We start from the raw sequence: 26,152 nt of genomic DNA, 5'->3' as shown, positions 1-26,152 counted from the left end.
GTTACAACGAAAACCGACATTCTCCAGCAAGGTCTAATGATTTCATGTGCGCAAAAATCAAACCCAACCACCCCAAAAAAAATTTGGCGTCAGGCGGACTGATTTTTTAAGCCTTGAGGTGTATTTGGCAATGGTGTTTTGCTGATCGAATGATCTCAACTTAAGATCAAAGCGCGATGATGCAATCGCCCAACCGAGCAACCAAGGTCAATGCATACCTACACTTGATTACGACCAAGCGTCAGTTCAATCACCGACTAAGATCGAACGATCAGCGTTTGCGGATTGCCAGCCCGATTCACTGAGCGAAAAATCAGGCTACCAATAACAATTCAAATCCCGTCTTGATGTAGGGGAGGCCTGTATGAAAAGTGAGCCGTCACAACCAGGGCTTAAGCCCAAATCGTTAGGTGTCTCCGACATCGTCTTTTTCGTAATTGCAGCTGCGGCCCCGCTCGGCGCTACCCTTGGCGCCGGCCCTGTAGTTTTCGCTATGGGAGGTGCAGGTGCCCCGGGCATCTATCTGATCGCATCGCTTGTCCTGCTCCTTTTCGCAATTGGATTTGCAGCGATGAGTCGCCATGTGATCAGCGCTGGTGGTTTCGCGGAACTTGTTACCCACGGATTAGGCCGAGCAGCAGGCAATGCGGCTGGCGGAATCGCGATACTTGCCTATATCGCTATGTTGACCGGCATCTACGGTCAATTCGCTGCCTTCGGGGCAGACCTTGCACAGTCTATGGCGGGACTGCATGTCGACTGGCGCGTGGTAGCTCTTCTCATCATCGGACTGGTAGGGATCTTCGGATATATGGACGTAAAAGTGTCAGCCAAGGTGTTAGGCGTGCTGATGATTTTCGAGATCCTAATCCTCCTTGTCTTTGACATTGCGGTCATCGCCCAAACGGATGCAAAGAATTTCTCATGGAATGGCTTCATGCCCTCTCAGATATTCACACCTGGTCTCGGGGTGGCATTGATGTTCGCGTTTTGTTGCTTTGTTGGGTTTGAGTCCACAACCATTTATGGGGAAGAAGCGAAGAACCCAAGTCGCACCGTTCCCCTTGCTACATACGTAGCCATTGCCATCATTGGTATTTTTTACACGCTTACGACGTGGTGCCTCGGCCTGGCATATGCGAATAGCGATGTTCAGAGTGTCGCCGGCGCTGACATGATCAACTTCGTATTCAGTGCGAATACGCAGTATGTCGGCGCCCTTTCCACAGAAATCATGAAAATCTTGGTAGTCACAAGCGTATTCGCGGTTTTACTTTCTTTCCACAATGCCCTGAGCCGTTATCTTTTCGCACTGGCTCGCAGCAGCTTCCTACCGCGAAAGCTCAGCCAAGTACATCCGAAACACGCTAGCCCACATGTTGCAAGCGTTGTGCTTTCGGTCACGACCGTCATCGCGGTCGGGGTCTTCATGGTCACCAATGCAGACCCGATACAGCATCTCTATCTGTGGATGGTTGGGCTTGGCACCCTCGCAGTCCTGGCCCTACAGACGCTAGGTGCTGCAGCTGTCGTTGGATTTACTTTCAAGACTCAAAAGTGCAGTAAATGGCAGGGTGTAATCGCTCCAACTCTGGGGGGGTGTGGACTGGCATCTGCCGTTGTTCTTGCCGTAGCGAATTTCGACGAACTGACCGGTGCTAAGGAAGGTATCGCAACGCTTCTGCCCTGGCTGGTTGTCGTAGCAGCTTTACTAGGGGTTATTAATGGACTCCGAGCCAAACGGGATTTCCCTGTAACACCGGCGATTTCCTGAAGCGACTACCTCCCCACTAGCAACATTGAAAAAATATCAACGGGTGGTGCTCTAGTTGTGGGGCCACCCTAGTAAGGCAATCGACCCAGAATCCAAAGCTACGGTCGTCATCAAATTCGGAGAATAACGTGAACAATAATCATCCTTACAGCGACCTAAATCTGCAGTTGATCGGAGGAGTTTGGCGCGAAGGCCGGACGGGCCGTTCCATGACTGTTAGCGACCCGTTTACCCAGCAAACGCTGCTTGAGATTGCCTTGGCTAACAAGGACGACTTGAATGAAGCCTATGCTAAAGCCACAGCGGCACAACCCGGTTGGGCGGCAAAGGGCCCGTCTACACGAGCGGCAGTGCTTCTACGAGCTGCTCAGATTTTTGATGAGCGCCATGACGAATTGGTTGAATGGATCATCTCTGAATCAGGGAGCACGCGGATAAAAGCTGAGATCGAATGGGCATCAGCTAAAGCTATCACTTTAGAGGCTGCTTCATTTCCAAGCAGGGTTCATGGCCGCATCGTGGAATCCGATGTCCCCAATAAAGAAAGCCGCGTTTATCGGCGCCCACTTGGCGTCGTTGGGGTAATCAGTCCTTGGAACTTCCCTTTCCATCTTACCCAGCGATCTCTGGCACCAGCATTGGCTCTCGGCAACGCTGTAGTTGTGAAACCGGCCAGTGACACTCCCGTCACCGGAGGCCTACTGCTTGCGCGCATCTTCGAAGAAGCAGGGCTCCCAGAAGGAGTTCTCAGCGTGGTGGTAGGAGCGGGATCAGAGATCGGCGATGACTTCGTTCTCCATCCTGCACCAAGCTTTATTTCCTTCACAGGATCAACCCCCATTGGGCAAAACATCGCCCGCCAAGCTGGTAGCGGCGACTATTTGAAACATGTGGCGTTGGAGTTAGGCGGCAACAACCCTTTCGTAGTGCTAGCTGATGCGGATCTCAAGCAAGCTGTTCACGCGGCTGTTGTAGGCAAATTCCTGCATCAGGGCCAAATTTGTATGGCTATCAACAGAATCATTGTGGAAGAGCCGATTTACGACTCATTTGTTTCCCTGTTCATTCAGCGCGTTAGTAACCTGGTCATCGGTGATCCTAAGAACCCGGCGACCTCGGTTGGGCCCGTAATCAACCGCAAACAGTTCGCCGGGTTAGCTCACAAGGTCGACCAAGCAAAAGCCGATGGCGCAACCTTAGCGTACGCTGGCGAATCCGCAGGGCTCGTATTTGCACCGCACGTTTTCACTGAAGTGACGTCCGACATGGAGTTAGCCTACGAAGAAATTTTCGGGCCTATCGCCGGGATAATGCGTGCGCGGGATGCCGATCATGCACTGGAGCTGGCGAACGCTACACGTTTTGGACTCTCAGCTGCGGTCTTTTCGGGAGACATCGAACGCGGGGTGCAATTTGCTCGACGGATCTATTCCGGTATGGCTCATGTGAACGACATGCCGGTTGCAGATGCACCTAACGTCCCATTTGGTGGGGAGAAGAACTCAGGCCTAGGCAGATTCAATGGCGACTGGGCAATTGATGAGTTCACAACTACTCAATGGGTATCTGTTCAGCGGGAACCACGCCACTATCCCTTCTGAGTAAGCTCCATCAGTTTACGAACTGATTGGAGGGTAGGTGCATACACTCTTGGGGCTCGGAGCAATTACGCCACATCGCTGCGACGAGCCTCAGGAATGCAGGACAGAGAGCTTTCAAGAGTCTCTGCAACACAGCGACGAAGCGATCTAACTGATGGCGACCTGTTACCAGCAAGTGTTGCCAAAGCCAATGAGCTACGTGGAGCGTCAGCCAGAGGTACGTAACGCACGCCTGGGTGGCTGAATAAGCGTGTGGCTGTCAGAGGGAACGTATCAAACGCCCCACCATAGGCCACAGCAGCCAAGCTCTCAGGAATCGATTGGACATAAGCTCCAATCCGGCAGGCTTCATGCCGCTCCGACCCCAAACTCCAGTAAGCAGCCCATTCGGTGGGAGCTCCCTCACCAGCTACCGCGAATGGTTGCTCGATCAAGTCTGAAATAGTAAGGATCGAGGCATGTGCCATTTCATGATTGGCCGGTACGGCAGCGACTCGCGGCTCATCAAACATCACATCGAGCTCAAGACGCGGATCGCAAATAGGTAGCCTAACGAGCGCAGCATCTACTTTGCCAGAGATGAGCGCTTGCACCTGATTTGTCATGGACAGCTCAGTAAACACCAACCGGATACCAGGATTGCTCTGCTGAAAGAGTGTAAAAATAAGGTGGGTGAGTTCACCCGCAGCATCACCAAAAAAGCCTAACTTTAGAACACCACGACTGTTTTCAGCTAGGGCACGGCATTCCAGGATCGTATTGTTCATGCTCCCTAGAAGCGTGCGAGCTTGGTCTATGAAAGCCTGACCTGCCTCAGTCAATGAAACACGATGACTGGTACGTTCAAATAATCTGAATCCCAACTCACTCTCAAGCTTAGCAATTTGAGCACTCAAGCCCGATTGGGCAATGTTCTCGATCTCGGCTGCCTTACCAAAATGGAGGGTCTCAGCAAGCCGGGTTGCCAAGAGAAGCTGTTTTGTGTCCATTGCTGGGTACCTGCTACTCACGGAGCGTGTGGAAGAGCTATCCCTTGCAAATATCATGCAAATTACTGCATTCGCGAAAAAGCATCGAAGCTCTACCCGACCTGCGGATCCCGCCTCGGCTGGCTGATTGAATGATGCACCCAATCAGTGCAGAACGCTCAAATTTATGTCAATACAGGATCTGGATGAAGCTTGTAGTCCCCCCAGTTCACACAGCGACTCTGTAGCTTATTTCCCAAAAGCTGCGAATGCTCGGCGACTCAACGAAAAACCCGCCTGATAGCGGGCAGCCAGGGCGCAGACCGTAACAATCGCTTTGAGAGGTAACACTTTAAAATACTGCGATTCCGGCCCTTACTATTCAACCATGTAGGGTGCCATGCTTTTCATTTGGCGGCCATATTCCATTCGAGTCTGAACAATGGATCTCACTGCGTATGGATTTGAAAGGCCAATCTACATAGAACTCGCAGTTTTTGAAAAAAATCAGCAATCACAAATGCTGATCAAACGATCTATAAACCCCCATTGCTCCCATACTTATTGTGAAAATAATATGACCTTAGCTTTCGTCAAGTGCACAGAAGCCGAAGCTGTATCAATGAGGAGACTACGAACCCTCATGAGCGTCAACTCTGGTGTCGAGATCTAATTCGTAATGTGCATAAAAATATTGGCAAAGTCTGAGATAATTCAAAACAACCATAATTTAAGTACATTTGGAAATAGCCATGAAGCTTAATTACCAGCAATCGCTTAAAAATTTCTCTGAAGCCTTTTCTCTTTCCAAAGAAGAAACCTCGAAAGGAAAGGAATATATTCCAGGAGGTTTTAGCAGGCGCACATTTGGCTATGGCCCGCATGCAATTTTCGTAGATAAAGGCGAAGCTCAGTATCTTCATACCATCGAAGGTAAAAAACTTCTCGACCTCAATAATAATTTTGCAACCAATGTACTGGGCCATAATCACCCAGCGATAATAAATGCAATCCAAGAAACACTACCCAATGGTTTCTCATTCGGTAATCCTACCAATCATGAACTCGATCTGGCAAAGCTGATTTGTGAGCGCATCGATTCCGTTGAGCAAGTAAAGTTTTTTTGCTCCGCTAGCGAGGCATGCTTGAGTGCCGTCCGTATCGCCAGAGGCTATACAGCCCGTAAAAAAATTGCCAAATTTGAGGGGGGATATCACGGTTTTTCGGATGACTTGGCCATTTCCGCCCACCCTAATCCAAACAATTTTCCCGGCCCCGACTCAAATCCAAAAGCGCTTCCAGATTCCGACGGAATTCCTGCCTACAAAAGCGACAACGTAATCGTTCTGACTCAAAATGATTTCGAGTCTTGCGAAAAAGTTCTTCGTGGCAACGCAGACGAAATTGCATGTTTGATCATGGAATTACAAACTTGTGCGGGCGGAATTGTAGAGCTAGATAAAAACTTCGTACAAAAGCTTAGAGCTCTTACTGAAGAGCTGGGCATCCTTCTCATCGCTGATGAAACGATTACACTCCGTGCGAATTTCAAAGGGCTGCAAAGCGAGTATCAAATTAAGCCGGACTTGACAGTCCTCGGGAAAATGATCGGTGGTGGCCTACCCATCGGGGCAGTTGGCGGCAGCAAAGAGGTCTTCCGCGTTATCGAGGAAAACCAGGTTATGATTTCTGGCACCCACCATGGGCATCCATTGGCCTGTGCTGCTGGCATTGCCTGCCTTAAAGCCATGGATGAGCATGCTTATCGACGACTCAACGAAATGGCAGCGAAGATCAAATCCGAACTGAATGATTGGGCCAAAGAGTCCGAATATCCATTTACCGTTTTCGGCTCCTTTTCGGTATTCGCATACGCATTCACAAAAGAGCTTGGCCAGACTATCAACACACATCGTGACTATTGGCATAAAATCGATGAAAACAGCATGGGTATCTACGCACTCGAAATGGCGACTCGGGGCTACTACCCGGTACACCGGGGCCAAGTGGGTCTCACACTCCCGATGACAGACGAGGACGTCAACGGCTACATTGAAACCACCAAGGACATCATTCGTCTGATTTACGCTTAAAAAATAACGGCTTGCGTGAACAGTGTAGACACGCAAGCCGTCTTGTTATTAGCATGAAAAGAGACAGTTTTAATTGTATTGTGAGACGAAACGACAACATTATCGGCGTCGCTAGATGCCACCCTGGCTAGTTACGTAACAAACTGGTTGGCCAGTGCCTGTTGCTGAATGGCCAACGAATTAATTGCTCTGCTGACTTCTTGAGACTCTCGCGCCTGCGTTGAAAGCGATTCCGTAACATCCCGAATTGTGATCACGTTTTGGCTAACCTCGCCTGCCACTCTGCTCTGCTCCTCAACTGCAGAGGCAATCTGAAAATTCATATCGTTAATGACGCCCACAGACTCATTAATCCGATCAAATGCTTTTGAAGCATCGCCCACATGCGTTACTGCTACTTGAGCCTGGGCTACCCCTTTTTTCATTGCGCTGACTGTTTCGAGCGTATTTCTCTGCAATTGCTGGATCACGTCGCGAATTTCTTCAATGGAATCACTGGTGTTGCTCGCGAGGTTGCGAACCTCCTCAGCCACAACTGCAAAGCCCCGGCCCGCCTCTCCCGCTCTTGCAGCCTCAATAGCCGCATTCAAAGCGAGAAGGTTAGTCTGCTCAGCTACTGCCTGGATCACCTCGAGTACGCTGCCGATACGATCGCTACTGCCGGCTAGCCCTTCGATCTTTAACATGGCCGTCGATATTTCCTTCGCCAAACCCTCAATCGTGTCACATGTCGCCTTGATAATTCGCTGCCCATCCTGCGTTGCGACTCCAGCTTCACCTGTAGCATTGGCTGCCCTGGTCGCGCTATGTGCCACTTCTTGAGCTGAAGAGCTCATTTCATTCGACGCGGTAGCCGCTTGGTCAATCTCCCGGTATTGCTGCTGCATTTCAGCGCTGATTTTATCCGAGATGGTTGCTGATCTATCGGCATTGCTATGCGCCTCTAATACCAGTCGCTTCAAATCGGACATCATTGGCTGAAGCTTACCGAGGAATGTGTTGAACCACATCACCAGAACGCCTAGTTCATCCTTACGGGAATAGTGCAGTCGTTTTGTAAGATCACCCCCACTACCTGCAACCTCTTTAAGCATTTCCGAAACTTGGTGGATCGGAGTTACGATTCTTCGAGCAATCAAGAAAACTATCAATAATCCCAAACTTAGAGCGACGGCTCCATAAAGTGTTGACCAAACTGCATCAGAGAAATTGCGCTCAACCAATTTCGCCGTCAAAGCATGGGCTGGCTGCATTACAACGTGATTAGGAACGTCTAGCACAACGCCCCAATTAGCGGAGTCTGGAATAGGCTGCACCGGGAGAGACACCCGCTGGTTGCCATGCAGCAAAGCGACAGACGTCGAGCCGCCTCTAACGGAGTTCAGTAGCTCCATCGCATCATCAATGCCGGCCTTAACCAAGGGCAATCCCAGTTTTTTTGAATCTGCACTGTGGCCCGCCAAGAGTCCGGTTGGGCTGAATATACTCACTTGCCCCGTTCCTCCGAAAAGCTTCGTGTTACCTTCCTGTACCAACTGTTGCACCGACTCCAAGCTAATATCCATACCAACCACTCCAAGTACCTTTTGACCATCCAAAAGAGGAAACGAAAGCGTGGTGATCAATGTTTTCCGACCCGACGAGTCGTCAAAATAAGGAGATAACAAACACGGCTTAGCGGATGTTTGGGGACAGGTATACCAACGATTGAACTCAGTACCATCAAGTGTCAGGGCCGTATCAGAGATAACAGACTCAGGTGTCGCCTGAACAACAAGGCGTCCGTCCTGCTGCGCCGCATAGAACGAAAATCGACCGACCTCGTTGCTCCCAAGGTCATCCCTTCCCATAAATAACTTGTCATTCCCATCGAGTGAGTTAGGCTCGAAAATGATATAAAAACTGAGCAGTTCAGGGTGCGACTTTAGATTATCCGAAACTAAATTTATTAGTTCAATCCTTCCCGTTAGCGACTCCAGACTTCCATCCCTTATCATTTTGCGGACTTGAACCGCACTGGTCGAAATGTCGAGCCCGCTCTGATACGCGCCCTGGAAATATTTCTGAACAGCTGCGCTTTGAAGCCCAGCTTCAGCCACCAATATTTTGTCGGCTGCGTCCTTTAGAAGACCTTGGGCCTCCGCGCTAACTAAGCGTGTATTAACGTCAGCTCTATAGATAGCAATCGTAACGAGAGATACGACTATCAAGCCAAGGCACGCCCCCACCATTATAAGCATGCGAGACTTGATCGAATTTTTGATCAGCATCCGTACAATTCCTCTGCGCATTACAAAAAGCAAGCTGTGAAGGGAAGCTAAGGCCTGTTGATGTATCTGGCACTCATGTCAAACTTTGAATTTTTGAACGAGGCTGTTCAAGTTAACCGCAAGCCGACTTAGTTCATTACTTGCGGTGATTGTTTGATTCGCACCCTCGCTGCTTTGGATGGCTAAAGATCGAATGCTGATCAAACTCCTATCAACGTCCCTCGCGACATTAGCTTGTTGCTCTGACGCCACCGCGATCTGCAAATTACGCTCGTTGATTTGAAGAACGGAGTCAGTGATTTGCTGCAGAGACTGGCCCGCGCCCTCAGCTGTCCGTTTGGTGTTATAAACCTCCTCAGTGCTCTTACGGATAGACTCGACAGTAGTTGATGACCCACTCTGGATGGCTGCTATCATTTTTTCAATTTCCAAAGTGGAAATTTGAGTTCGATGAGCAAGTGCTCTGACTTCATCAGCGACAACAGCGAACCCCCTCCCTTGTTCGCCTGCGCGCGCGGCTTCGATAGCTGCATTCAAGGCCAACAAGTTGGTTTGCTCCGCTATACTTCGGATAACTCCCACAACCTGACTTATATCTTCCGCCTGCGCTGCCAGCTTAACCACCTGAGAAGACGAACTTTCTACGAGATCTGTCAGGGTTTCAACGGCGCTCAAGGTCTCAGAAACACGGAGGTTACCGCGCTTAGCTGACTCACTAGACTCTTGGGCAGCTTGTGAGGTTGAGGTGGCATTACGAGCAACTTCTTCCACCGCTGAAGTCATTTCTGTGACAGCCGTAGCAGCCTGTTCGATTTCGCTATTTTGTTGTTGAAGAAGTCGATCCGCAGCCTCGGTTATAGACGTCATTTCGACGGCGGCTGAACTTAACTGCATGGAGGCTTCAGAAATTTCCAAAACTGTCCCTTGGAGATTTTTTGACATTAAATTGAGTGCGACCATAAGCCTAGACACTTCATCCGATCCTGAAATCTCAAGGCGACGGGTCAGATCTCCTGATGCAATTTCTTCTGCCAACCTGAGCGAATCTCCTATTGGTCTTACAATGCTACGTGTCAACCCTATAGCTAATACGACCGTGAGCAACAAAGATACAAGAACAACAGCAGCAAGTACTTCAACACTCTTTTCATAAACCTCGCCAGCTTCGACACCCAGGGCTTTAGCTTGCTCTGCATTGAACTGCCTAATTACGTTTAGTTTATCCTGAAATAAATTGGCATTATCCGCTTGAGTAGTATTGGCGAAAGCTAGCGCGCGCTCATGCTCGGATGAATCAAGCTTAGTTAATTGTTCGAGTCCTGCAATGTAAATCCTCATTGCTTGGTCTGCGGCGTCAAAACGAGCCAAGTCTTGATCGTCGGAAATTAGGTTCTTTCGATAATATTCACTTCGAGCCTCCAAAGTTTGCACAGCATTTTGGACTTTAGACTCTGCCGCCAGCTTTCCCGCTACGTTCGTTGAATTCGCGAGCATTCTGATGCTTTCCAAGCGAGCATTTAGCAAAGAGATTTGGATATCATCAATAGTTTGCGTGCTTGGAAGCGCATTCTCTGCCAACTGCTGTCCAGCGGCCCGCAGATGTGATAACTGAATATAAGAAAACCCACCCAGCGCGATTAGAATAGCAGTGATAATCCCAAAGCATAGAGTAGCTTTTTTAGAGATACTTAAATTTCTGAAATACATAGTGACTCCGACAGTCGTTTTTCATCGCGAGCGAAACACTCAGGATGCGGATGACTTTTCATAGAAATATTATTTGGTAATGCGAAGCACAACTTTTTCAAAAGCTGATATCTGCTCGCCACGAATAAAGCCTGCAAACTGATCACTACTTATTATCTACGAGACTAATCTCTGCATTGAACAATTCATCATCAAGCTTCTTCAAAGTACGAATACTTTTAATCAACACTCTCTTATACTCACAAAACGCCTCTGAAAGTGGATCATCCGGATCTTCATGGATATCAATTTCGAGACTAGTTGTGACGGAGTTTAGATAACTGAGACTTTCGCCAATGTTACGCTTGATTGTCGTCTTCAAAGCCTCTAGAGAAAAGTTAAGCTTTTTTAATTCCCTAGCAAGCATATAAGACGGCAGAGATGTAGCTTTGCCGGAGTCACTAACATCAATTTGCGCGGCTTTTTCAACCTCAAGGTTAGCAAGCAAGAAGGTGTGTTCCAGTGCTCTCACTGAGAAAACAATGCCGCCAACGTCTTCCACCATTTGCATGGTGAGCTCTTCGCATTTCTTAGTTGCTTCAACATAGTTATATAATTTTGACATAATAGTAGACCAGCAATGTTCGTTAGCTGTTATGGAATTATTTTTTTTGTATTCCATTACGATGAGCACACTAAAGCTGAGCCAGAACTGCTTTGCCTAGTCTCCTTCGCTTCCGAGGTATACCTACGCTCGATCCAGGACTGCCTGCGAAAGTGAATCAACACTGTCAAAACTATCAGATATTCCGATGTTTAATCGGCAGCGAGAAATCGCCGGCGTGATGATATTACGCTATCATTTCGTCTAAAATAAATGACAATAGGTTGACGATTTACGCCAAAAATGAATACATACGCCCTACATTAGTGCGTGCAGGGGACGCTGAATGCTTACTAAAACGATTCAGTTCATGGCATTTTCTAATGCGAACCTAATCGACCTCGCAGGGCCACTTGAAGTATTTTTAACAGCAAACTATTTTTCGGATCCGAAAGCCCTACCTTACAATCTATCGATAGCTTCGCTCGATAGTATCTCGACTGTCCTTCCTGGCACGCACCTCCACTCAATACCTTTAGATCAGAACACACCTGCCCCGCACACATTGATTGTCCCGGGTGGGTTAGGGATAAATGACTTCTGCAAAAATCCGCGCTTCGATACTGTGTTTAAGAGACACGCTGGAAGAGCTACACGACTGGTCTCCGTATGCACCGGGGTATTCGCCTTAGCCGCAACGGGAGGGCTTTCAGGCTGTGAGGTGACGACGCACTGGTCTGCGTATGATGAGCTTGAGCGAAACCATCCCGATGTTTTACTCAATCGTGGGCCAATATTTGTCAACGACGGACGTATCTGGACATCAGCCGGCGTCACCTCGGGTATCGACTTAGCATTAGCACTCGTTGAATCTGATTTAGGACACGCCCTTGCTTTGAAAGTGGCCAAGCACTTGGTTGTTTTCTTGAAGAGGCCTGGCGATCAAAATCAATTCAGTTCTAGCTTAGACATGCAAACCAGAAGCTCAACTTTTTCAGATCTGCACGCGTGGATGAATGAAAATCTTGTAGAAGATCTATCAATTCCCACTCTCGCTAAGAGAATGAACATGAGCGAGCGTACATTCGTAAGAAGGTATAGGACTACTACAGGCCAGACTCCGAGCAAGATGGTCGAAAAATTAAGAATTGATGCGGTGCGTCACCTGCTTGTGAGCACGGAATGCCCTCTTAAGGAAATTGCGTACCTGACCGGTTTAGGACATGAAGCAAGCTTGATACGGAAATTTTGGAAGTTTTTTGGCGTGACCCCGAATGAGTATCGCCAAAGATTTAAGTCAACCATCTGATTTTCAGGTCTTCTATAACCATATCAGCCTGACTACTCTGACTATCCAGCGAGCGATGAAGCTGTTCCGCACGTACCAAGATGAGCAAAACGGCCCTATAAGGGCCTTCTCTCGAAGGTAATTAGTTACTCAGCCAGGACTCAACTGTCGCGGCGCCGTGCTTTGTTTTCCATTCCTTGAGCGTTTTGTGATTCCCGCCCTTGGTCTCTACGACTTCGCCCGTTTCAGGATTTTTATAAACCTTCAATTGGCGAGGCTTGCGGCTGCCCGCTTTGGGCTCGACAGCTGGAGCGCGACGACCAGTTTGCGGATCTAGGAGTTTGATCACGTCCTTCAAGCTGTAGCCGTATTTTGCGAGCAAATCACGCAGTTTTGTTTCGAACTCAATTTCTTTTTTGAGGCCGGCATCGCCCTTTAAGGCTTCGAGCGCTTGGAGCTGTTCGGCGAGGTGTTTTTCGAGCTGGCGGAATTCGGCAAGTTTGGACATGAAAGTTCTCGATATGTGTTGTGTGAGAAGGTTATACCAAAATCATATCTTGAATTTACAGGGCTGAACTAACTGCAGCCACTTATTTGCCTTGCCGAGTATATTCCTATTGAGCAGCGCCACGTGTCATACAGAACGCGCCTTATCGTTGCCTACTCTGGCCCAGAATTCCTCTGCTGCGGGGCTAATGGGGGCAGTCGGACGCGTGAGATGGATTTCCAGAGGAATATCCCAGCTCTCGTCGAGAGCCCTAACAAGACGTCCATCTGTCATTTCCTGTTCCGTCAGGCTTTTAGGCAACCAGGCGACCCCTTTGCTCTCCAATGCCATAGACATTAGAACGGCAGCAAGATGGCTGCTGAAAAGAGGTTTGAGATGAAGATAGTCTTCTTTGCCGTGGAGTCGGTGAGCGACGATTCGGCCAAGACCGGATTCGTGCGTGTAAGCCAAGTAAGGCAGTGTTTCAGGGGCGGTACCGAAATGGGCAGAGGGGCTCGCCAGTGGAACGAGTACATCCTCCCCAATCTTCTTTCCAGTGAACTGATCAGGGGCTAGCAAAGGCGGCACATCTGGGTGGCGGTGGCAAAGCAGAAACTCAACTTGACCGTGAATTAGCATCTGTTCGCAAACAGCCATGCTGTCTGAATGCAGGCGTACTGCATCTATCGGTGCGCCATTTTCCGCACTTCTCAACCATCTTGGGAAGAAGGTGAATGACAAGGAATGAGTGGCTGCAAATTGCAGTGTTTTTGCGGCCATCCCTGCCACTTCCTGAGCCTCAGACCGCATCCGGTACAAACGTCTGGCGGCCTCTTGAGCGCTAGGTAAAATCTGTCTTCCAGCCTCGGTTAAGGTCGCTCCTTGGGGAGTGCGTACGAACAATTCGACGCCCATCCAGTTCTCCAAAGAACGGACTCTACGACTGAAGGCAGGCTGAGTTACGTGGCGCGCTTCAGCCGCCCGAACAAAGCTTCCGTATTCCGCGAGTGCTGAAAAATCCTCTAGCCAAACGAGTTCCAAGGGCCATGCCTCCTGTGCATAGGGCGCGGCATTAATAGCATTGGGCGGGTGTCATCGCAACGCATAACGTGGGGTCACAAACAACAAGAGGAACCCGTCATGCGTATCGTAGACATCCGTGAAAAAACTGTTTCTATTGCCTCCCCAATTGCCAACGCCTATATCGATTTCTCCAAAATGACCTGCTCGGTCGTCGCTGTTATCACGGATGTGATTCGCGATGGCAAACCTGTCATCGGCTACGGTTTCAACTCCAACGGTCGTTATGGCCAAGGCGCTTTGATGCGTGATCGCTTCCTGGCGCGTATTACCGAAGCTGATCCAGACACGCTCGTCGATCATGAAAACAACAACCTGGATCCGTTTGCCATCTGGAAAGCCCTGATGACCAACGAAAAGCCTGGTGGTCACGGTGAGCGCTCAGTAGCAGTTGGCACCATCGACATGGCTGTATGGGATGCCGTCGCCAAGATCGAAGGCAAACCTCTCTATCGTCTGCTGGCTGATCGTTACCGTAACGGCGTGGCCGATGACAAAGTTTGGGTCTACGCAGCAGGTGGCTACTACTACCCAGGCAAAGACCAGACCAAACTCAAAGCAGAAATGCAGAGCTATCTGGATCGTGGCTACGACGTCGTCAAAATGAAGATCGGTGCGGTGCCACTGGACGAAGATATCCGTCGCATCGAAGCAGTACTCGAAGTAGTTGGGGACGGTCGCCGACTGGCGGTCGATGCCAACGGACGCTTCGATCTTCAGACCGGTATTGCTTACGCGGAAGCCATCAAAAAGTACAACCTCTTCTGGTACGAGGAGATCGGCGACCCGCTCGATTACGCACTTCAGGCTGAGCTTGCCAATCACTATGAACTGCCCATGGCGACCGGGGAAAACCTGTTTTCCCACCAGGACGCTCGTAACTTGCTGCGTCACGGCGGCATGCGTCCGGATCGCGACTTCCTCCAGTTCGACTGTGCGCTGTCGTACGGGCTCGTGGAGTACATGCGCACCTTGAAAGTGATGGAAGAGATGGGCTGGTCTTCCCGCCGCGTAGTACCGCACGGCGGTCACCAGATGTCCCTGAACATCGCAGCCGGTCTGCACCTCGGCGGCAACGAATCTTACCCTGACGTGTTCCAGCCTTTCGGCGGCTTCGCCGACGGAATCATGGTGGAAAATGGTTATGTCGGCCTGCCAGACATTCCAGGTGTTGGCTTCGAAGCCAAGTCCGCCTTGTACGCAGTTATGCGCGAGCTAGGCGAAGGCTGATCAACCTCGATCTGCGGTTTCTTTTAAAGAGACCGGAGACTCAGGCGTCATCCGTTGACGCCAAACCACATGCCCATCACAAAAATAAAATGAGGTGCTTCCGTGGAAATTTCCAAGTCCCGCTGGTACAGCCAGCTATATGTGCAGGTGCTGATCGGCATCGTCATCGGTGCTGCGATTGGTCACTTTGAACCGCAATTCGGAGCCAAGCTTCAACCTTTTGCTGATGGCTTTATCAAACTCATCAAAATGCTGTTGGCGCCTATTATTTTCGGTACCGTCGTGGTTGGTATCGCCAAGATGGGCAGCATCAAGGAGGTTGGGCGGATCGGCGTCAAGGCGCTGCTCTACTTTGAAATCCTTTCAACCATTGCGCTAGTCATCGGCCTCATCGTGGTCAACATCGCAAAGCCAGGCGCCGGGATGAATATCAACGCTACCACGCTTGATGCCAGCGCTATCGCCAAGTACAGCCAAGCCGCCTCGGAACAGGGCGGCACCATCGATTTCTTTCTCAACATCATCCCGAGCACCTTCATTGGCGCATTCTCGAATGGCGTCATGCTTCAGGTCATTCTGATTTCGGTATTGATGGGCGTAGCCCTCGTTCAGATGGGCGAAACCAGCAAACCGCTGATCAATACCATCGACTTGTTTCTGCAAGGGCTTTTCAAGATCGTGGCAATGGTGATGCGCCTTGCTCCCCTTGGTGCCGGCGCCGGGATGGCTTTCACTATAGGCAAGTACGGCATTGGTACCTTGCTGTCGCTCGGCCAGTTGCTGGTCGCGCTCTACATCACCACCTTGATTTTCATCGTGGTAGTGCTGGGTACGGTTGCCAGATGGTCGGGCATGCCGCTGATGCAATTTCTTCGTTATTTCAAAGATGAAATTCTCATCACGCTTGGCACCTGCTCAACCGAAGCCGTGCTTCCGCGAATGATGGTGAAACTTGAAAAGCTGGGCTGCAAGAAGTCAGTGGTAGGCATGGTGCTACCCACTGGATATGCCTTCAATGCAGATGGCACCTGCATTTACCTCACCATGGCGGCGATTTTTATCGCACAGGCAACCAATACGCCACTGACGTTTATGGATCAGATGATTCTGTTGGGCGTCTTCCTGCTGACCTCAAAAGGCTCCGCTGGCGTAGCGGGTGCCGGGTTCATAACCCTTGCGGCAACGCTAACAACCATCCACTCCATTCCTCTGGTCGGCCTCGTCTTGCTACTGGGCATTGACCGATTCCTGAACGAAGCACGGGCCGTGACCAACCTGATCGGTAACGGCATCGGCACCATCGCCATTGCCAAGTGGGATAACTCGTTCGATGTCGAGGCCTGCGAGCGTGAAATCGCCGCCATGAAACACGAAAAAGCGGCCAGGAAGGCATTGTTGGCGCAGAAATAATCTGCAAAGGGAAGCCGGTCATCTCGCCTTAGAAACGGTTATGACCGGGAGTGCCTTCCAGGTCTCGTTCAAATCGAATGAGACCTACAAATTACTTGTAAGAATTTGATGGAGCCAAAAATGATCGAGCGATCACATCATGAACTGCGCAAGGCGTTTGGTGATTTACTCCAGGGTACCGTCTGCAAATTCGCTGCTTCCGTATTCGATCCGATCTCGGTTCGTATGGCTTCCGACCTTGGCTTTGAGGTCGCCATTCAAGGTGGTTCCGTCGCCTCGCTTCAGGTGCTCGGGGCACCGGACATCGCACTGCTCACGCTGGATGAGTATGTCGAGCAGGTTTCCAGAGTCGGACGAGCCAGCCAAATCCCAATCATTGGGGATGCTGACCATGGATTCGGAAACGCACTGAATGTAATGCGAACTGTGACCGAGCTGCAGAAAGCCGGCGTCGCCGCCCTAACGCTGGAGGACACCCACCTACCGGCCAAGTACGACGAGCAATCGCATGTGCTCATCGAGAGGGAAGAAGCCGCGAGCAAGATTTACGCTGCGCGATTTGCGCGATCAGACGATGCGCTCATCATCATCGCCCGAACGAATGTGGCCGTTACCACTTTGGAAGATTCCATTGCACGCACCACGGCCTATGAAAAAGCCGGGGCCGACGCGATTTGCCTCGTCGGGGTAAAAAACTTCCAACATTTGGAAGCACTCACAGCACATCTCAGCGTGCCGATCATGCTGATCAATTATGGAAATCCGGCTCTTAGTGATGTTGAGAAACTGAGTGCTGCCAATGTGCGGATTGTCGTCAATGGGCATGCGCCGTATTTGTCCGCAATCAAAGCGACGTACGAGGCGCTGCGCGAACAAAGCGGCACAAAGGGTAGCGAGCTATCGCTTCCCGATCTGCTTTCTAAATACACACTCTCGGACAATTACCGTGAGTGGGCGAAAACCTATTTGAAGTCAGGACACGATTCAAATTGAGTTTGAAACAGGTGAAATAAAGCGTCATGAAAAAGACAAGTGAGTTCAGGTCTTTTCAAATTGAAGAACGTTGTCACCGTGCCTCAAATCGGCTCTGCAACAAGCGATACACGCAATGCGATGGCACTGCGCGCATTGGAAAATTTGCTTACGGGTCTCGAAGGACGGCAACCAAGAGACCTCGTGAACACTCACGGGCTAGGACGCAGATGGACGCAGCAGTGACGACAAGGACGCTGGCGGTATGGCCACCGCTCAGGATGGATCGCGGCTATAGGTTGGGTCGCCTACTCAAGCTTAAGCCGCTCTAAACAAGATCGACTATTTGCCGATGCGCTCCGTTTCCTGTTCTCGCCGACGCGTGTCCTGATTTTGATGCTAGGCGTTATTCTTTTTCAGGCTCTCAGGGCTGCCAGCGCACAGACCATCCATCACCAAATTCATCAATCTGGCGAGACGTAAGCGCCATTCGCTCTGGGCATCCATTTGCCATATTCCCGCGATGGCTAGAAAAAAGTCGTCGTTTGTAATCCCGCTACGAATCGTTCCTGCCTTTTCATTTGCCCTCAAAAGCAACTCGGCGGCTCCTTGGACAGGAGCGTATCCCGACTTCCCAGGGAACTCGTAAACGCAAGCAGCTTGTTGGATCGCAGTAGCGAGTCCTGCCTTTGTCATTGCATATTCAGCGAGGCAGTCCATCCACTCTCGGAGGGCTTCCTTAGGTGGTTTTGTCGCGAGTAACTCTTCCGCCAAGGAGGCCACCTGCTGCATTTCGAATTGATAGACCTCGAACACCAACTTCTCCCTGGTAGGGAAGTGGCGATAGAACGTGCCCTGCCCTACCCCTGCCTTCTTCGCAATCGTGCTTAAAGGCATCGCAGGGTCGCTTGTCAGCTCTACCACCGCGACCGCCAAAATCCGTTCCCGGTTTTTTTTTGCGTCAGAACGCATCACCAACTCATCAGTCATGAAAAAGTTTTCCTTCACTGCATTGCTAAGCGGACAATTGTCCGGTACGGTCGAAAAGTGGACAGCTGTCCGCTTAGGCATCGTTTCTGGAGTTTACTATGAACAGCACTGGCAACACGATTCTGGTTACTGGCGGCACCTCAGGCATCGGCCTCGGTCTGGCGCTGAGATTTCACAAGGCGGGCAACAAAGTCATCATCGCTGGGCGTAGCAAGGCTCTGCTCGACAAGGTCGTGTCAGAACACCCTGGCATTGAATCAGTATTGCTTGACGTCTCAAATCCCCAATCCATCCAGCGTACCAGCGAAGCGCTTGCGATCAGCCATCCGAATCTGAACGTTCTCATAAACAACGCTGGGATCATGCACTGGGAGGATCTGACTGATCCGGAAAGCCTGAGCACCGCCGAAGATCTCGTGACAACGAACTTGCTTGGCACGATTCGAATGGTGTACGCATTCACTCCCCAGCTGATCAAGCAGATCAGTGCAACGATAGTGAATGTCAGCTCGGCGTTGGCATTCGTACCGCTGCCAGCCACACCGACCTACAGCGCAACTAAAGCGGCGGTTCACTCGTTCACTCAAAGTCTTCGAGTGCAGCTAGAAGCCTCGTCCGTCGAGGTCATCGAGCTTGCGCCGCCAGGGGTACGTACCACATTGCTTGGACAGGAAAACGACGAAAATGCTATGCCTTTGGAGGAGTTTTTGGATGAAATCTTCGAACTGCTCAAGATTTCTCCGACCCCGCCTGAACTTGTCGTTGAACGCGCGAAGCCATTACGATTTGCGGAAGCGAGCGGATCACATGGTGATGTCTTGAAAATGCTCGCGGGATACAAGCCACCGACAGAGTAACGTTTACCTTGCGGGCACACCTGATGCGTCCAAATAAGCAGCTAGCATCTGCCTACTGGGCGCACAGTTTTTTGTTGCTCCTATTCATCAAGGGAAAATGGCGGCAAAGCTGATCATCCAATTGGAGCGCGTAGATGGATGCAGTGCGCAATCTCACGCCCGTAAATTTGGCTACCCAGCGGAGCAGTCCGATGCAGCCTGAAACGCTGGCCTACCCCTCTGGCAAGTGGGATTGGCCATTTCCTACCGCATGACCAGGCGTCCGCCTCAAATCACAGCAAGTGCAAGGCATATGCTACTTAGCTAGATGAGCCATTCGTCGAGCGCCGAAGGCGTCGGTTGACAGAGCGACTCTCCTACTTAAATATGTAGTGCACTATACAATAGCGAGCTATGAAATGACCTCAAACCTGAAACGGGTGGGTACCCAGCTGTCTTTTTCACTCTACGCGGCGGCAAATCGGGTCGTGCGATTGCACAAACCCTATCTGGAGCCGTTGGGCCTAACCTTCCCTCAGTATCTGGTCATCCTGGAGCTTCTAAACGGTTCGCCACTCACTGTGGGAGCACTCGGAACCCGGCTTGCGATGGACGCTGGAACCATAACGCCATTGCTGAAAAGGCTTGAGGCTGCCGAACTCGTCAGCCGCACACGGGATCCTGCCGACGAGCGCCGCGTGATGATCGACCTGACGCCTAATAGCCGCATGTTGGAAGCTGACATTCGGGGAATCACTAGCAAAATTAAGTCAGCTTGCCAGCTTGATGAGCGGGGTATCGATGAGCTTCGACAAACACTCGATGCGCTCGGTCATCCGGCAACCGACTGAGTATTTTTCACGCCTTGCACAAAGAGGAAATCATGACTATTTCAATATCTAGATTCGATGCTGATACAGCGATGGATGACACCCTTCAATTTCAAAAGACGGCACGTACTCGGCGGTCTTTTCGAGGGTTTCTGGACACCTCCGTACCCGATCACATCATTCAGGAGGTGTTGAAGGATGCCCAGTGCGCCCCCTCCAACTGCAATACCCAACCTTGGGACGTGCACATCGTTCGCGGTCAAAAACTAAAAGAGCTTTCGCAAATCCTCCACGCAAAAAATACTGCAGGCGAATTCACGCCAGACTTTTCGTTCAATATGGATGCTTTTTACGGCATGTATGGGGATCGTAAGAATGCGCAAGGCAAAGCCTACTACGAGGCTATGAATGTTATGCGCGAAGACAAGGAGGGGCGTCGGCGGGCCGCAGCCCTGAACTTGTCTTTTTTCAATGCTCCCCAGGCAGTTTTTTTATTCATGCCGGTGTTTGGCGACAGCGTTCGAACTGCTGGCGACATTGGTATGTACGGCCAAACCTTCCTACTGTCACTCGCTGCCCGTGGGTTAGGCGGCATCCCGCAAACCTCGCTTGGTTTCTATGCAGAAACGATCCGCGAGGTGTTAGGCATTTCTGAAGAAATGAAAATGCTGTTTGGCATGTCATTTGGCTACCCAGACGAGAGTGCTCCAGGCAACCGCATGCATATGGATCGCGTGCCAATTACTGACAGCGTGACCTTTCACTCTTGAAGAGTCGTATTTACCTGAGCCAGGCGACATGCGTGCCCCAGAGCGAAGTGGCTGCGTGACATGCTTAATTCATTCGTATATCCAACCAAGCGGTCACTCAAGTATTGGTTGTAGGTAAGGAGGTTGAAGTGAAAATCGGAATTATTGGCGCCGGTAATATTGGGGCTACGCTTGCCCGCAAGCTTGCTGCGTGCGGCCATGAAGTTAAGCTGGCAAACTCGAAAGACCCTGAGAGCATTCAGAACCTTGCCAATGAAATCGGCGTGAGCGCGGTAACCAAGGAAGATGCGGTGTCCGGAGTAGAAGTTGTAATCCTCTCGATCCCCTTCGCAAAATACCCTGATCTCAAACAGACATTGAGCAGTGTCCCTGAGAAGACCGTCGTCATTGACACGTCCAATTATTATCCGGGGCGCGACGGGGCGATCAAAGAAGTTGACGACGGCAAGCCTGAGAGCATCTGGGTAAGCGAACAGATTGGCCGACCGGTGATTAAGGCTTGGAACGCCGTTCTCGCAGCGACTCTTGCCGACAAGGGTCAACCAGCGCGGTCGTCAGAACGCATTGCCTTACCTGTAGCCGGCGATGATATTAATGCTGAGGCAATTGCACAGGATCTCGTAGAGGACACTGGCTTTATCGCTCTGGCCGCAGGCAACATTGAGGATTCATGGCGCCAGCAACCAGGTACACCTGCTTACTGCACTGAACTGACCTTGCCAGAACTCAAATTAGCACTGAAAGCTGCAGACAAGGCACGAGCACCTCAAAACCGCGACGCACTGCTCGCTAAGTTCATGACTCCCGGCAGTCAGTTTACTCACCAGCAAATTATTGCCACCAATCGGGCAATGACAGCCTGACTTTTCGGATTGGGTGGAATCTGCATTTAGAGCAACGTAATGAAGCGCACTGCGCTCAGCCTCTACACCCGCTAGGCGGGAAGTGAACCAGGCGGCCAGATACTGCGATGCCAGGCCGCCGCCAGCGGTTGCGACATTGCCCTGCTATGGGTCGTTTTCTGCCTCTCGCGACGGGCAGAAAACGGCCAATAGCAGACATTCGCTTACGCGAGTCCGCTATATCCACTTTTCAAAACGTCAAAACTTCCGCGCCCAGCTTCCGAACATCACATCACCGACGTAGATGCCTGAAAAGGCTGAACGCTCCTGATCCAGACGCTCTTGCAACGCTTCGATTTCTACCTCTTCTGCACTGGCTACCCCTAACGCAATGATTCGCGGCAAGCACGCTCGAACAATAGCGCCGAGTCCGTAGGGTATTCCCTTAGCGCATCCCTGCCCCTTGCTGATACTCCCGCGGCGTACAACCAAACTCCCGTCGAAACACCGTGTGCAAATACTGCGCAGACTTAAACCCACAACTGCGCGCCACGTCGGCAATCACCGAGTCAGTATTTTTCAAGCCGCTGGTGGCCGCTGCCAATTTGAAACGCAAAATCTCGTCATGCACGCTACAGCTTCGCTCCGCACGAAAATGCGCTTCAAGTGACGAACGCGACACACCGACATACGCCGCCACCTGCGCCGTTTTGATGCCCTGGCAAGCATATTGGCGAATAAACAAAAGCGCTTGCATGACATAGGGATTGCCCAACGGCTGGTGCAAGCTCGACACCTGCACGTTGACCGCATCCGGGGGAATCAGGATTTGCGTGCCGGCGGACGGCATGCCGTGCAGCATCTGGTGAAGCAATTGCGCGGCGGTACGGCCCATGGTTTCCGTGCCCTGAATAACCGAGCTCAGCGGCACCCGGGTCAGGCTGCGTGTCAGCGGATCATTGTCGATGCCGATCAATGCCACCTGCTCCGGCACGGCAATGCCGGCGGTCAGGCAGGCTTGCAGCAATTGGCGGGCGCGGGCGTCGCTGACGGCGATGATGCCGATGGGCTTGGGCAGGCTGTGCAGCCAGGCGATCAGTTGTTCGACGGCACTGTCCCACAGCGGTGCGCTGGTGCCCATGCCGCGATAGATTTCGCCGTGCAAGCCATCGCGTTTCATCAGTTTGCGAAAGGCTTTTTCGCGCTCCTGCGCCCAACGATTGGCTTGCGCTTCCGGCAGGCTGAAGCAGGCAAAACGTTGCAGGCCCGCCTCGATCAAATGCTTGTAAGCCAGCGTCATCAGCGCGTTGTTATCGGTGGCGACGTAGGGAATCGCTTTGGGATAGGCGCGCTTATCCTCGTACGAGCCCCCTACCGCTACCACCGGCAACTGAATGTCGGCCAGCGCCTCGCCAATCAGCGGATCGTCGAAGTCGGCAATGATCCCGTCACCCTGCCAGCGCTCGATGCCTTTCAAACGACAGAGAAAATCCTCCTCGAGAAACAGGTCCCAGGAAGCGCGGGTGCTGCTCAGGTAGTTGCCGATGCCGCTGATGATGCCACGGTCGTAGATCTTGCTGCCGTTGAACAACAGGGCGATGCGGTGAACAGGCGGTACGGTTTTCATTGTTTTTATGCTTGTTCCGGGCCTCTGGTCACGGAGGCGATTGGCACAGACTAGGCCCGTGGCTGAAGAAGCTCAATACGCAAAATCGCACTCGGTGTTGATGTTTTTCATAATCAGCGGGTACAGGGCCGTTGCTAGTATCGAGACACCGCCAAGAACAACAAGGACAAGGTCCATGCAGTATTTCCCCGATGTCGATGCGATTCGCTACGAAGGCCCAAACAGCGATTCTCCCCTCTGCTTTCGTCACTACGACGCCGATAAAATCATCCTCGGCAAACCCATGCGCGAACACCTGCGCATGGCAGCCTGTTACTGGCATACGTTCGTCTGGCCAGGTTCCGATGTGTTCGGCGCGGGGACGTTCAAGCGCCCATGGCAACACGCCGGCGATCCCATGGAATTGGCGATCGGCAAGGCAGCAGCGGCCTTCGAATTCTTTTCCAAACTGGGTATCGACTATTACTGCTTCCATGACACCGATGTCGCCCCGGAAGGCCAGTCACTGAGGGAATACCGCAACCACTTCGCGCAAATGGTTGATCACCTCGAGCAACACCAGGAAGCCAGCGGCATCAAGCTGTTGTGGGGCACCGCCAATTGCTTCAGCAATCCGCGTTTCGCTGCCGGCGCCGCGAGCAATCCGGATCCCGAAGTGTTCGCCTGCGCCGCTGCTCAGGTGTTCAGCGCCATGAACGCGACCCATCGCCTGAAAGGCGCCAACTACGTGTTGTGGGGTGGTCGCGAAGGCTACGAAACCCTGCTCAACACGGACTTGAAACGTGAGCGCGAACAGCTCGGCCGCTTCATGCGCATGGTGGTCGAGCACAAGCACAAGATCGGTTTCACCGGTGACCTGCTGATCGAACCCAAGCCGCAGGAGCCGACCAAGCACCAATACGATTACGACAGCGCCACCGTATTCGGCTTTCTTCAGCAGTTCGGGCTGGAGCACGAAATCAAGGTCAACATCGAGGCCAACCACGCGACACTGGCCGGTCATAGCTTTCATCACGAGATTGCGACGGCCGTCTCGCTGGGGATTTTTGGCAGCATCGACGCCAACCGCGGTGATCCGCAAAACGGCTGGGACACCGACCAATTCCCCAACAGCGTCGAAGAGATGACCCTGGCCACCTATGAAATCCTCAAGGCCGGCGGCTTCAAGAATGGCGGTTTCAACTTCGACTCCAAGGTTCGTCGGCAAAGCCTCGATCAGATCGATCTGTTCCATGGCCACGTCGGCGCCATGGACGTTCTCGCGCTGTCTCTGGAACGCGCAGCGGCCATGGTGCAGAACGACGAACTGCAACGGCTCAAGGATCAACGCTACGCCGGTTGGCAGCAGCCGTTCGGGCAGGCGTTGATGGCCGGTGACTTCAATCTTGAATCGCTGGCCGAGCACGCGTTCACCAACGAGTTGAACCCGCAAGCCGTCAGCGGCCGCCAGGAAATGCTTGAGAACATCGTCAACCGCTTTATCTATCGCTGATCACACAGGGAGTCTGCGGGCGCATCGACGCGGTGACATTTCTACGACAAATCTGTGCCTGCGGCGTCTGCCGATTCTCTACAGTTTTACCAGCCCGATACTCATCGTCAGGCCGTGTCTTTCCAACAACAATAAAAGGACGCCCCACTATGAAGAACGTAAAACGCACGCTATTGGCCACTGCTCTGGCCTTGCTGTCTCTGCCGGTGCTGGCTGACGCTGCCCACCCGAAAATCGGTTTCTCCATTGATGACCTGCGCCTGGAGCGCTGGTCGCGCGACCGAGACTATTTCGTCGCAGCGGCCGAAAAAATGGATGCCAAGGTCTTCGTGCAGTCGGCGGATGCCAACGAGCAGAAGCAGATTTCCCAGATCGAAAACCTGATTTCCCGGGGCGTCGATGTCATCGTCATCGTGCCGTTCAACGCCACGGTGCTGACCAATGCGGTGGCCGAAGCGAAGAAAGCCGGGATCAAAGTCGTGTCCTATGACCGTCTGATTCTCAACGCCGATGTCGACGCCTACATTTCCTTCGATAACGAAAAGGTCGGCGAGATGCAGGCCAGCGGCGTACTGAATGCCGCGCCCAAGGGCAATTACTTCCTGCTCGGCGGTGCGCCCACCGACAACAACGCCAAGATCCTGCGTGAAGGCCAGATGAAAGTGCTGCAACCGGCCATCGACAAGGGCGATATCAAGATCGTCGGCCAGCAGTGGGTGAAGGAATGGAACCCGACCGAAGCGCTGAGCATTGTTGAAAACGCCCTGACCCGCAACGACAACAAAATCGACGGCATCGTCGCTTCCAACGACGCCACGGCCGGCGGAGCCATTCAGGCACTGGCGGCGCAGCAGTTGGCCGGCAAGGTGCCGATTTCCGGGCAGGATGCTGACCTTGCTGCAGTCAAGCGCGTGATCGCCGGCACGCAAACCATGACCGTGTACAAACCGCTGAAACTGATCGCCAGCGAAGCGGCCAAGCTCTCGGTGCAACTGGCGCGCAACGAAAAACCCGCCTTCAGCTCGCAGTACGACAACGGCAGCAAAAAAGTCGACACCATCCTGCTCACGCCAACCCCGTTGACCAAGGACAACATCGACCTGCTCGAACAGGACGGCTTCTATACCAAGGCGCAAATTGCCGGGAAGTGATCTCCGGTGATGCGAAAACCCTTGTGGGAGCGAGCCTGCTCGCGAAGACGGTGTGTCAGTCAACGAAGCATTGTCTGAACTGACGCTTTCGCGAGCAGGCTCGCTCCCACAGGTTTCGAGGTGTGTGAGTCTTTGATATACGAGCCCTGTC

Annotated in this window: 21 protein-coding genes and 2 pseudogenes; 13 read left to right on the top strand and 10 right to left on the bottom strand. The window is 51.8% G+C overall.

The window, feature by feature from the left end:
- Positions 1-364 precede the first annotated feature (364 nt).
- Both QOM10_RS14765 and QOM10_RS14760 read left to right on the top strand, forming a co-directional pair.
- Positions 365-1,774 carry an APC family permease gene (locus tag QOM10_RS14765; RefSeq protein WP_258638197.1) on the top strand — a complete coding sequence of 470 codons (1,410 nt, stop codon included), beginning with the start codon at positions 365-367 and terminating at the stop codon, positions 1,772-1,774.
- 128 nt (positions 1,775-1,902) lie between these two features.
- A complete protein-coding gene (locus QOM10_RS14760; protein WP_258638198.1) occupies positions 1,903-3,375 on the top strand; it encodes an aldehyde dehydrogenase family protein in 1,473 nt (490 codons plus the stop codon).
- 65 nt (positions 3,376-3,440) lie between these two features.
- Here QOM10_RS14760 and QOM10_RS14755 read toward each other — a convergent pair whose 3' ends face one another.
- Positions 3,441-4,364: a LysR family transcriptional regulator gene (locus QOM10_RS14755; RefSeq protein WP_258638200.1), complete on the bottom strand. Its 924-nt coding sequence runs from the start codon at positions 4,362-4,364 to the stop codon at positions 3,441-3,443.
- A 731-nt stretch (positions 4,365-5,095) separates the two neighbouring features.
- On the opposite strand from QOM10_RS14755, the gene QOM10_RS14750 reads away from it, so the two are divergent.
- Positions 5,096-6,436, top strand: a complete 1,341-nt coding sequence (locus tag QOM10_RS14750; protein WP_227974120.1) for an aspartate aminotransferase family protein — start codon at positions 5,096-5,098, stop codon at positions 6,434-6,436.
- A gap of 131 nt (positions 6,437-6,567) precedes the next feature.
- Here QOM10_RS14750 and QOM10_RS31295 read toward each other — a convergent pair whose 3' ends face one another.
- The 5 genes and pseudogenes from QOM10_RS31295 to QOM10_RS14735 form a co-directional block, all read right to left on the bottom strand.
- A complete protein-coding gene (locus QOM10_RS31295) occupies positions 6,568-7,323 on the bottom strand; it encodes a methyl-accepting chemotaxis protein (protein ID WP_410479225.1) in 756 nt (251 codons plus the stop codon).
- A 102-nt stretch (positions 7,324-7,425) separates the two neighbouring features.
- Positions 7,426-8,433: pseudogene (locus tag QOM10_RS31290) on the bottom strand (HAMP domain-containing protein); the annotation flags it as partial.
- Between the two features lie 351 nt (positions 8,434-8,784).
- Positions 8,785-9,573, bottom strand: a complete 789-nt coding sequence (locus QOM10_RS31285) for a methyl-accepting chemotaxis protein (protein WP_410479224.1) — start codon at positions 9,571-9,573, stop codon at positions 8,785-8,787.
- A 69-nt stretch (positions 9,574-9,642) separates the two neighbouring features.
- Positions 9,643-10,413 (bottom strand): annotated as a pseudogene (locus tag QOM10_RS31280) (MCP four helix bundle domain-containing protein); the annotation flags it as partial.
- A gap of 145 nt (positions 10,414-10,558) precedes the next feature.
- Positions 10,559-11,074: a hypothetical protein gene (locus tag QOM10_RS14735; RefSeq protein ID WP_316916355.1), complete on the bottom strand. Its 516-nt coding sequence runs from the start codon at positions 11,072-11,074 to the stop codon at positions 10,559-10,561.
- A 268-nt stretch (positions 11,075-11,342) separates the two neighbouring features.
- Here QOM10_RS14735 and QOM10_RS14730 point away from each other — a divergent pair, with 268 nt between their 5' ends.
- The gene (locus tag QOM10_RS14730) at positions 11,343-12,305 is read left to right on the top strand and encodes a GlxA family transcriptional regulator (RefSeq protein WP_316916354.1); all 963 of its coding nucleotides are present in this window, start codon (positions 11,343-11,345) and stop codon (positions 12,303-12,305) included.
- Between the two features lie 121 nt (positions 12,306-12,426).
- On the opposite strand, the gene QOM10_RS14725 is transcribed toward QOM10_RS14730, so the two are convergent.
- Both QOM10_RS14725 and QOM10_RS14720 read right to left on the bottom strand, forming a co-directional pair.
- Positions 12,427-12,792 (bottom strand): histone-like nucleoid-structuring protein, MvaT/MvaU family, encoded by a 366-nt coding sequence (locus QOM10_RS14725; RefSeq protein WP_316916353.1) that lies wholly within the window; start codon positions 12,790-12,792, stop codon positions 12,427-12,429.
- A gap of 126 nt (positions 12,793-12,918) precedes the next feature.
- Complete coding sequence (locus QOM10_RS14720) at positions 12,919-13,812, bottom strand: LysR family transcriptional regulator (protein WP_316916352.1); 894 nt, start codon at positions 13,810-13,812, stop codon at positions 12,919-12,921.
- Between the two features lie 99 nt (positions 13,813-13,911).
- On the opposite strand from QOM10_RS14720, the gene QOM10_RS14715 reads away from it, so the two are divergent.
- The 3 genes from QOM10_RS14715 to QOM10_RS14705 all read left to right on the top strand — a co-directional run bounded on the left by QOM10_RS14715 (position 13,912) and on the right by QOM10_RS14705 (position 17,484).
- On the top strand, positions 13,912-15,081 hold the full coding sequence (locus QOM10_RS14715) for a mandelate racemase/muconate lactonizing enzyme family protein (RefSeq protein WP_316916351.1): 1,170 nt from the start codon (positions 13,912-13,914) through the stop codon (positions 15,079-15,081).
- Positions 15,082-15,183: 102 nt separating this feature from the next.
- Entirely contained in the window at positions 15,184-16,491 is a 1,308-nt protein-coding gene (gene dctA, locus QOM10_RS14710) for a C4-dicarboxylate transporter DctA (protein ID WP_316916350.1), read from the top strand.
- A gap of 120 nt (positions 16,492-16,611) precedes the next feature.
- Positions 16,612-17,484: an oxaloacetate decarboxylase gene (locus QOM10_RS14705; RefSeq protein ID WP_137217015.1), complete on the top strand. Its 873-nt coding sequence runs from the start codon at positions 16,612-16,614 to the stop codon at positions 17,482-17,484.
- A 378-nt stretch (positions 17,485-17,862) separates the two neighbouring features.
- Here the strand turns inward: QOM10_RS14705 and QOM10_RS14695 are convergent, their stop codons facing one another.
- The gene (locus tag QOM10_RS14695; RefSeq protein ID WP_161986523.1) at positions 17,863-18,453 is read right to left on the bottom strand and encodes a TetR/AcrR family transcriptional regulator; all 591 of its coding nucleotides are present in this window, start codon (positions 18,451-18,453) and stop codon (positions 17,863-17,865) included.
- Positions 18,454-18,551: 98 nt separating this feature from the next.
- On the opposite strand from QOM10_RS14695, the gene QOM10_RS14690 reads away from it, so the two are divergent.
- From QOM10_RS14690 to QOM10_RS14675, 4 genes are all read left to right on the top strand, one after another.
- Positions 18,552-19,310, top strand: a complete 759-nt coding sequence (locus QOM10_RS14690) for an SDR family oxidoreductase (RefSeq protein ID WP_137217016.1) — start codon at positions 18,552-18,554, stop codon at positions 19,308-19,310.
- A gap of 398 nt (positions 19,311-19,708) precedes the next feature.
- On the top strand, positions 19,709-20,140 hold the full coding sequence (locus QOM10_RS14685; protein ID WP_137217017.1) for a MarR family winged helix-turn-helix transcriptional regulator: 432 nt from the start codon (positions 19,709-19,711) through the stop codon (positions 20,138-20,140).
- A 32-nt stretch (positions 20,141-20,172) separates the two neighbouring features.
- Positions 20,173-20,889: a nitroreductase gene (locus tag QOM10_RS14680; RefSeq protein ID WP_137217018.1), complete on the top strand. Its 717-nt coding sequence runs from the start codon at positions 20,173-20,175 to the stop codon at positions 20,887-20,889.
- A gap of 128 nt (positions 20,890-21,017) precedes the next feature.
- Positions 21,018-21,752, top strand: a complete 735-nt coding sequence (locus QOM10_RS14675) for an NADPH-dependent F420 reductase (RefSeq protein ID WP_137217019.1) — start codon at positions 21,018-21,020, stop codon at positions 21,750-21,752.
- Positions 21,753-22,176: 424 nt separating this feature from the next.
- On the opposite strand, the gene QOM10_RS14665 is transcribed toward QOM10_RS14675, so the two are convergent.
- The gene (locus QOM10_RS14665; protein ID WP_316916349.1) at positions 22,177-23,358 is read right to left on the bottom strand and encodes a XylR family transcriptional regulator; all 1,182 of its coding nucleotides are present in this window, start codon (positions 23,356-23,358) and stop codon (positions 22,177-22,179) included.
- 175 nt (positions 23,359-23,533) lie between these two features.
- On the opposite strand from QOM10_RS14665, the gene xylA reads away from it, so the two are divergent.
- Positions 23,534-24,850 carry a xylose isomerase gene (xylA, locus tag QOM10_RS14660; RefSeq protein ID WP_316916348.1) on the top strand — a complete coding sequence of 439 codons (1,317 nt, stop codon included), beginning with the start codon at positions 23,534-23,536 and terminating at the stop codon, positions 24,848-24,850.
- Positions 24,851-24,999: 149 nt separating this feature from the next.
- Complete coding sequence (xylF, locus tag QOM10_RS14655; RefSeq protein WP_122598279.1) at positions 25,000-26,001, top strand: D-xylose ABC transporter substrate-binding protein; 1,002 nt, start codon at positions 25,000-25,002, stop codon at positions 25,999-26,001.
- Positions 26,002-26,152: the final 151 nt, after the last annotated feature.

It is taken from the genome of Pseudomonas sp. P108, assembly GCF_032613195.1.
Taxonomy (GTDB): Bacteria; Pseudomonadota; Gammaproteobacteria; order Pseudomonadales; family Pseudomonadaceae; genus Aquipseudomonas.
This window is presented reverse-complemented; position numbering and strand designations above follow the sequence as displayed.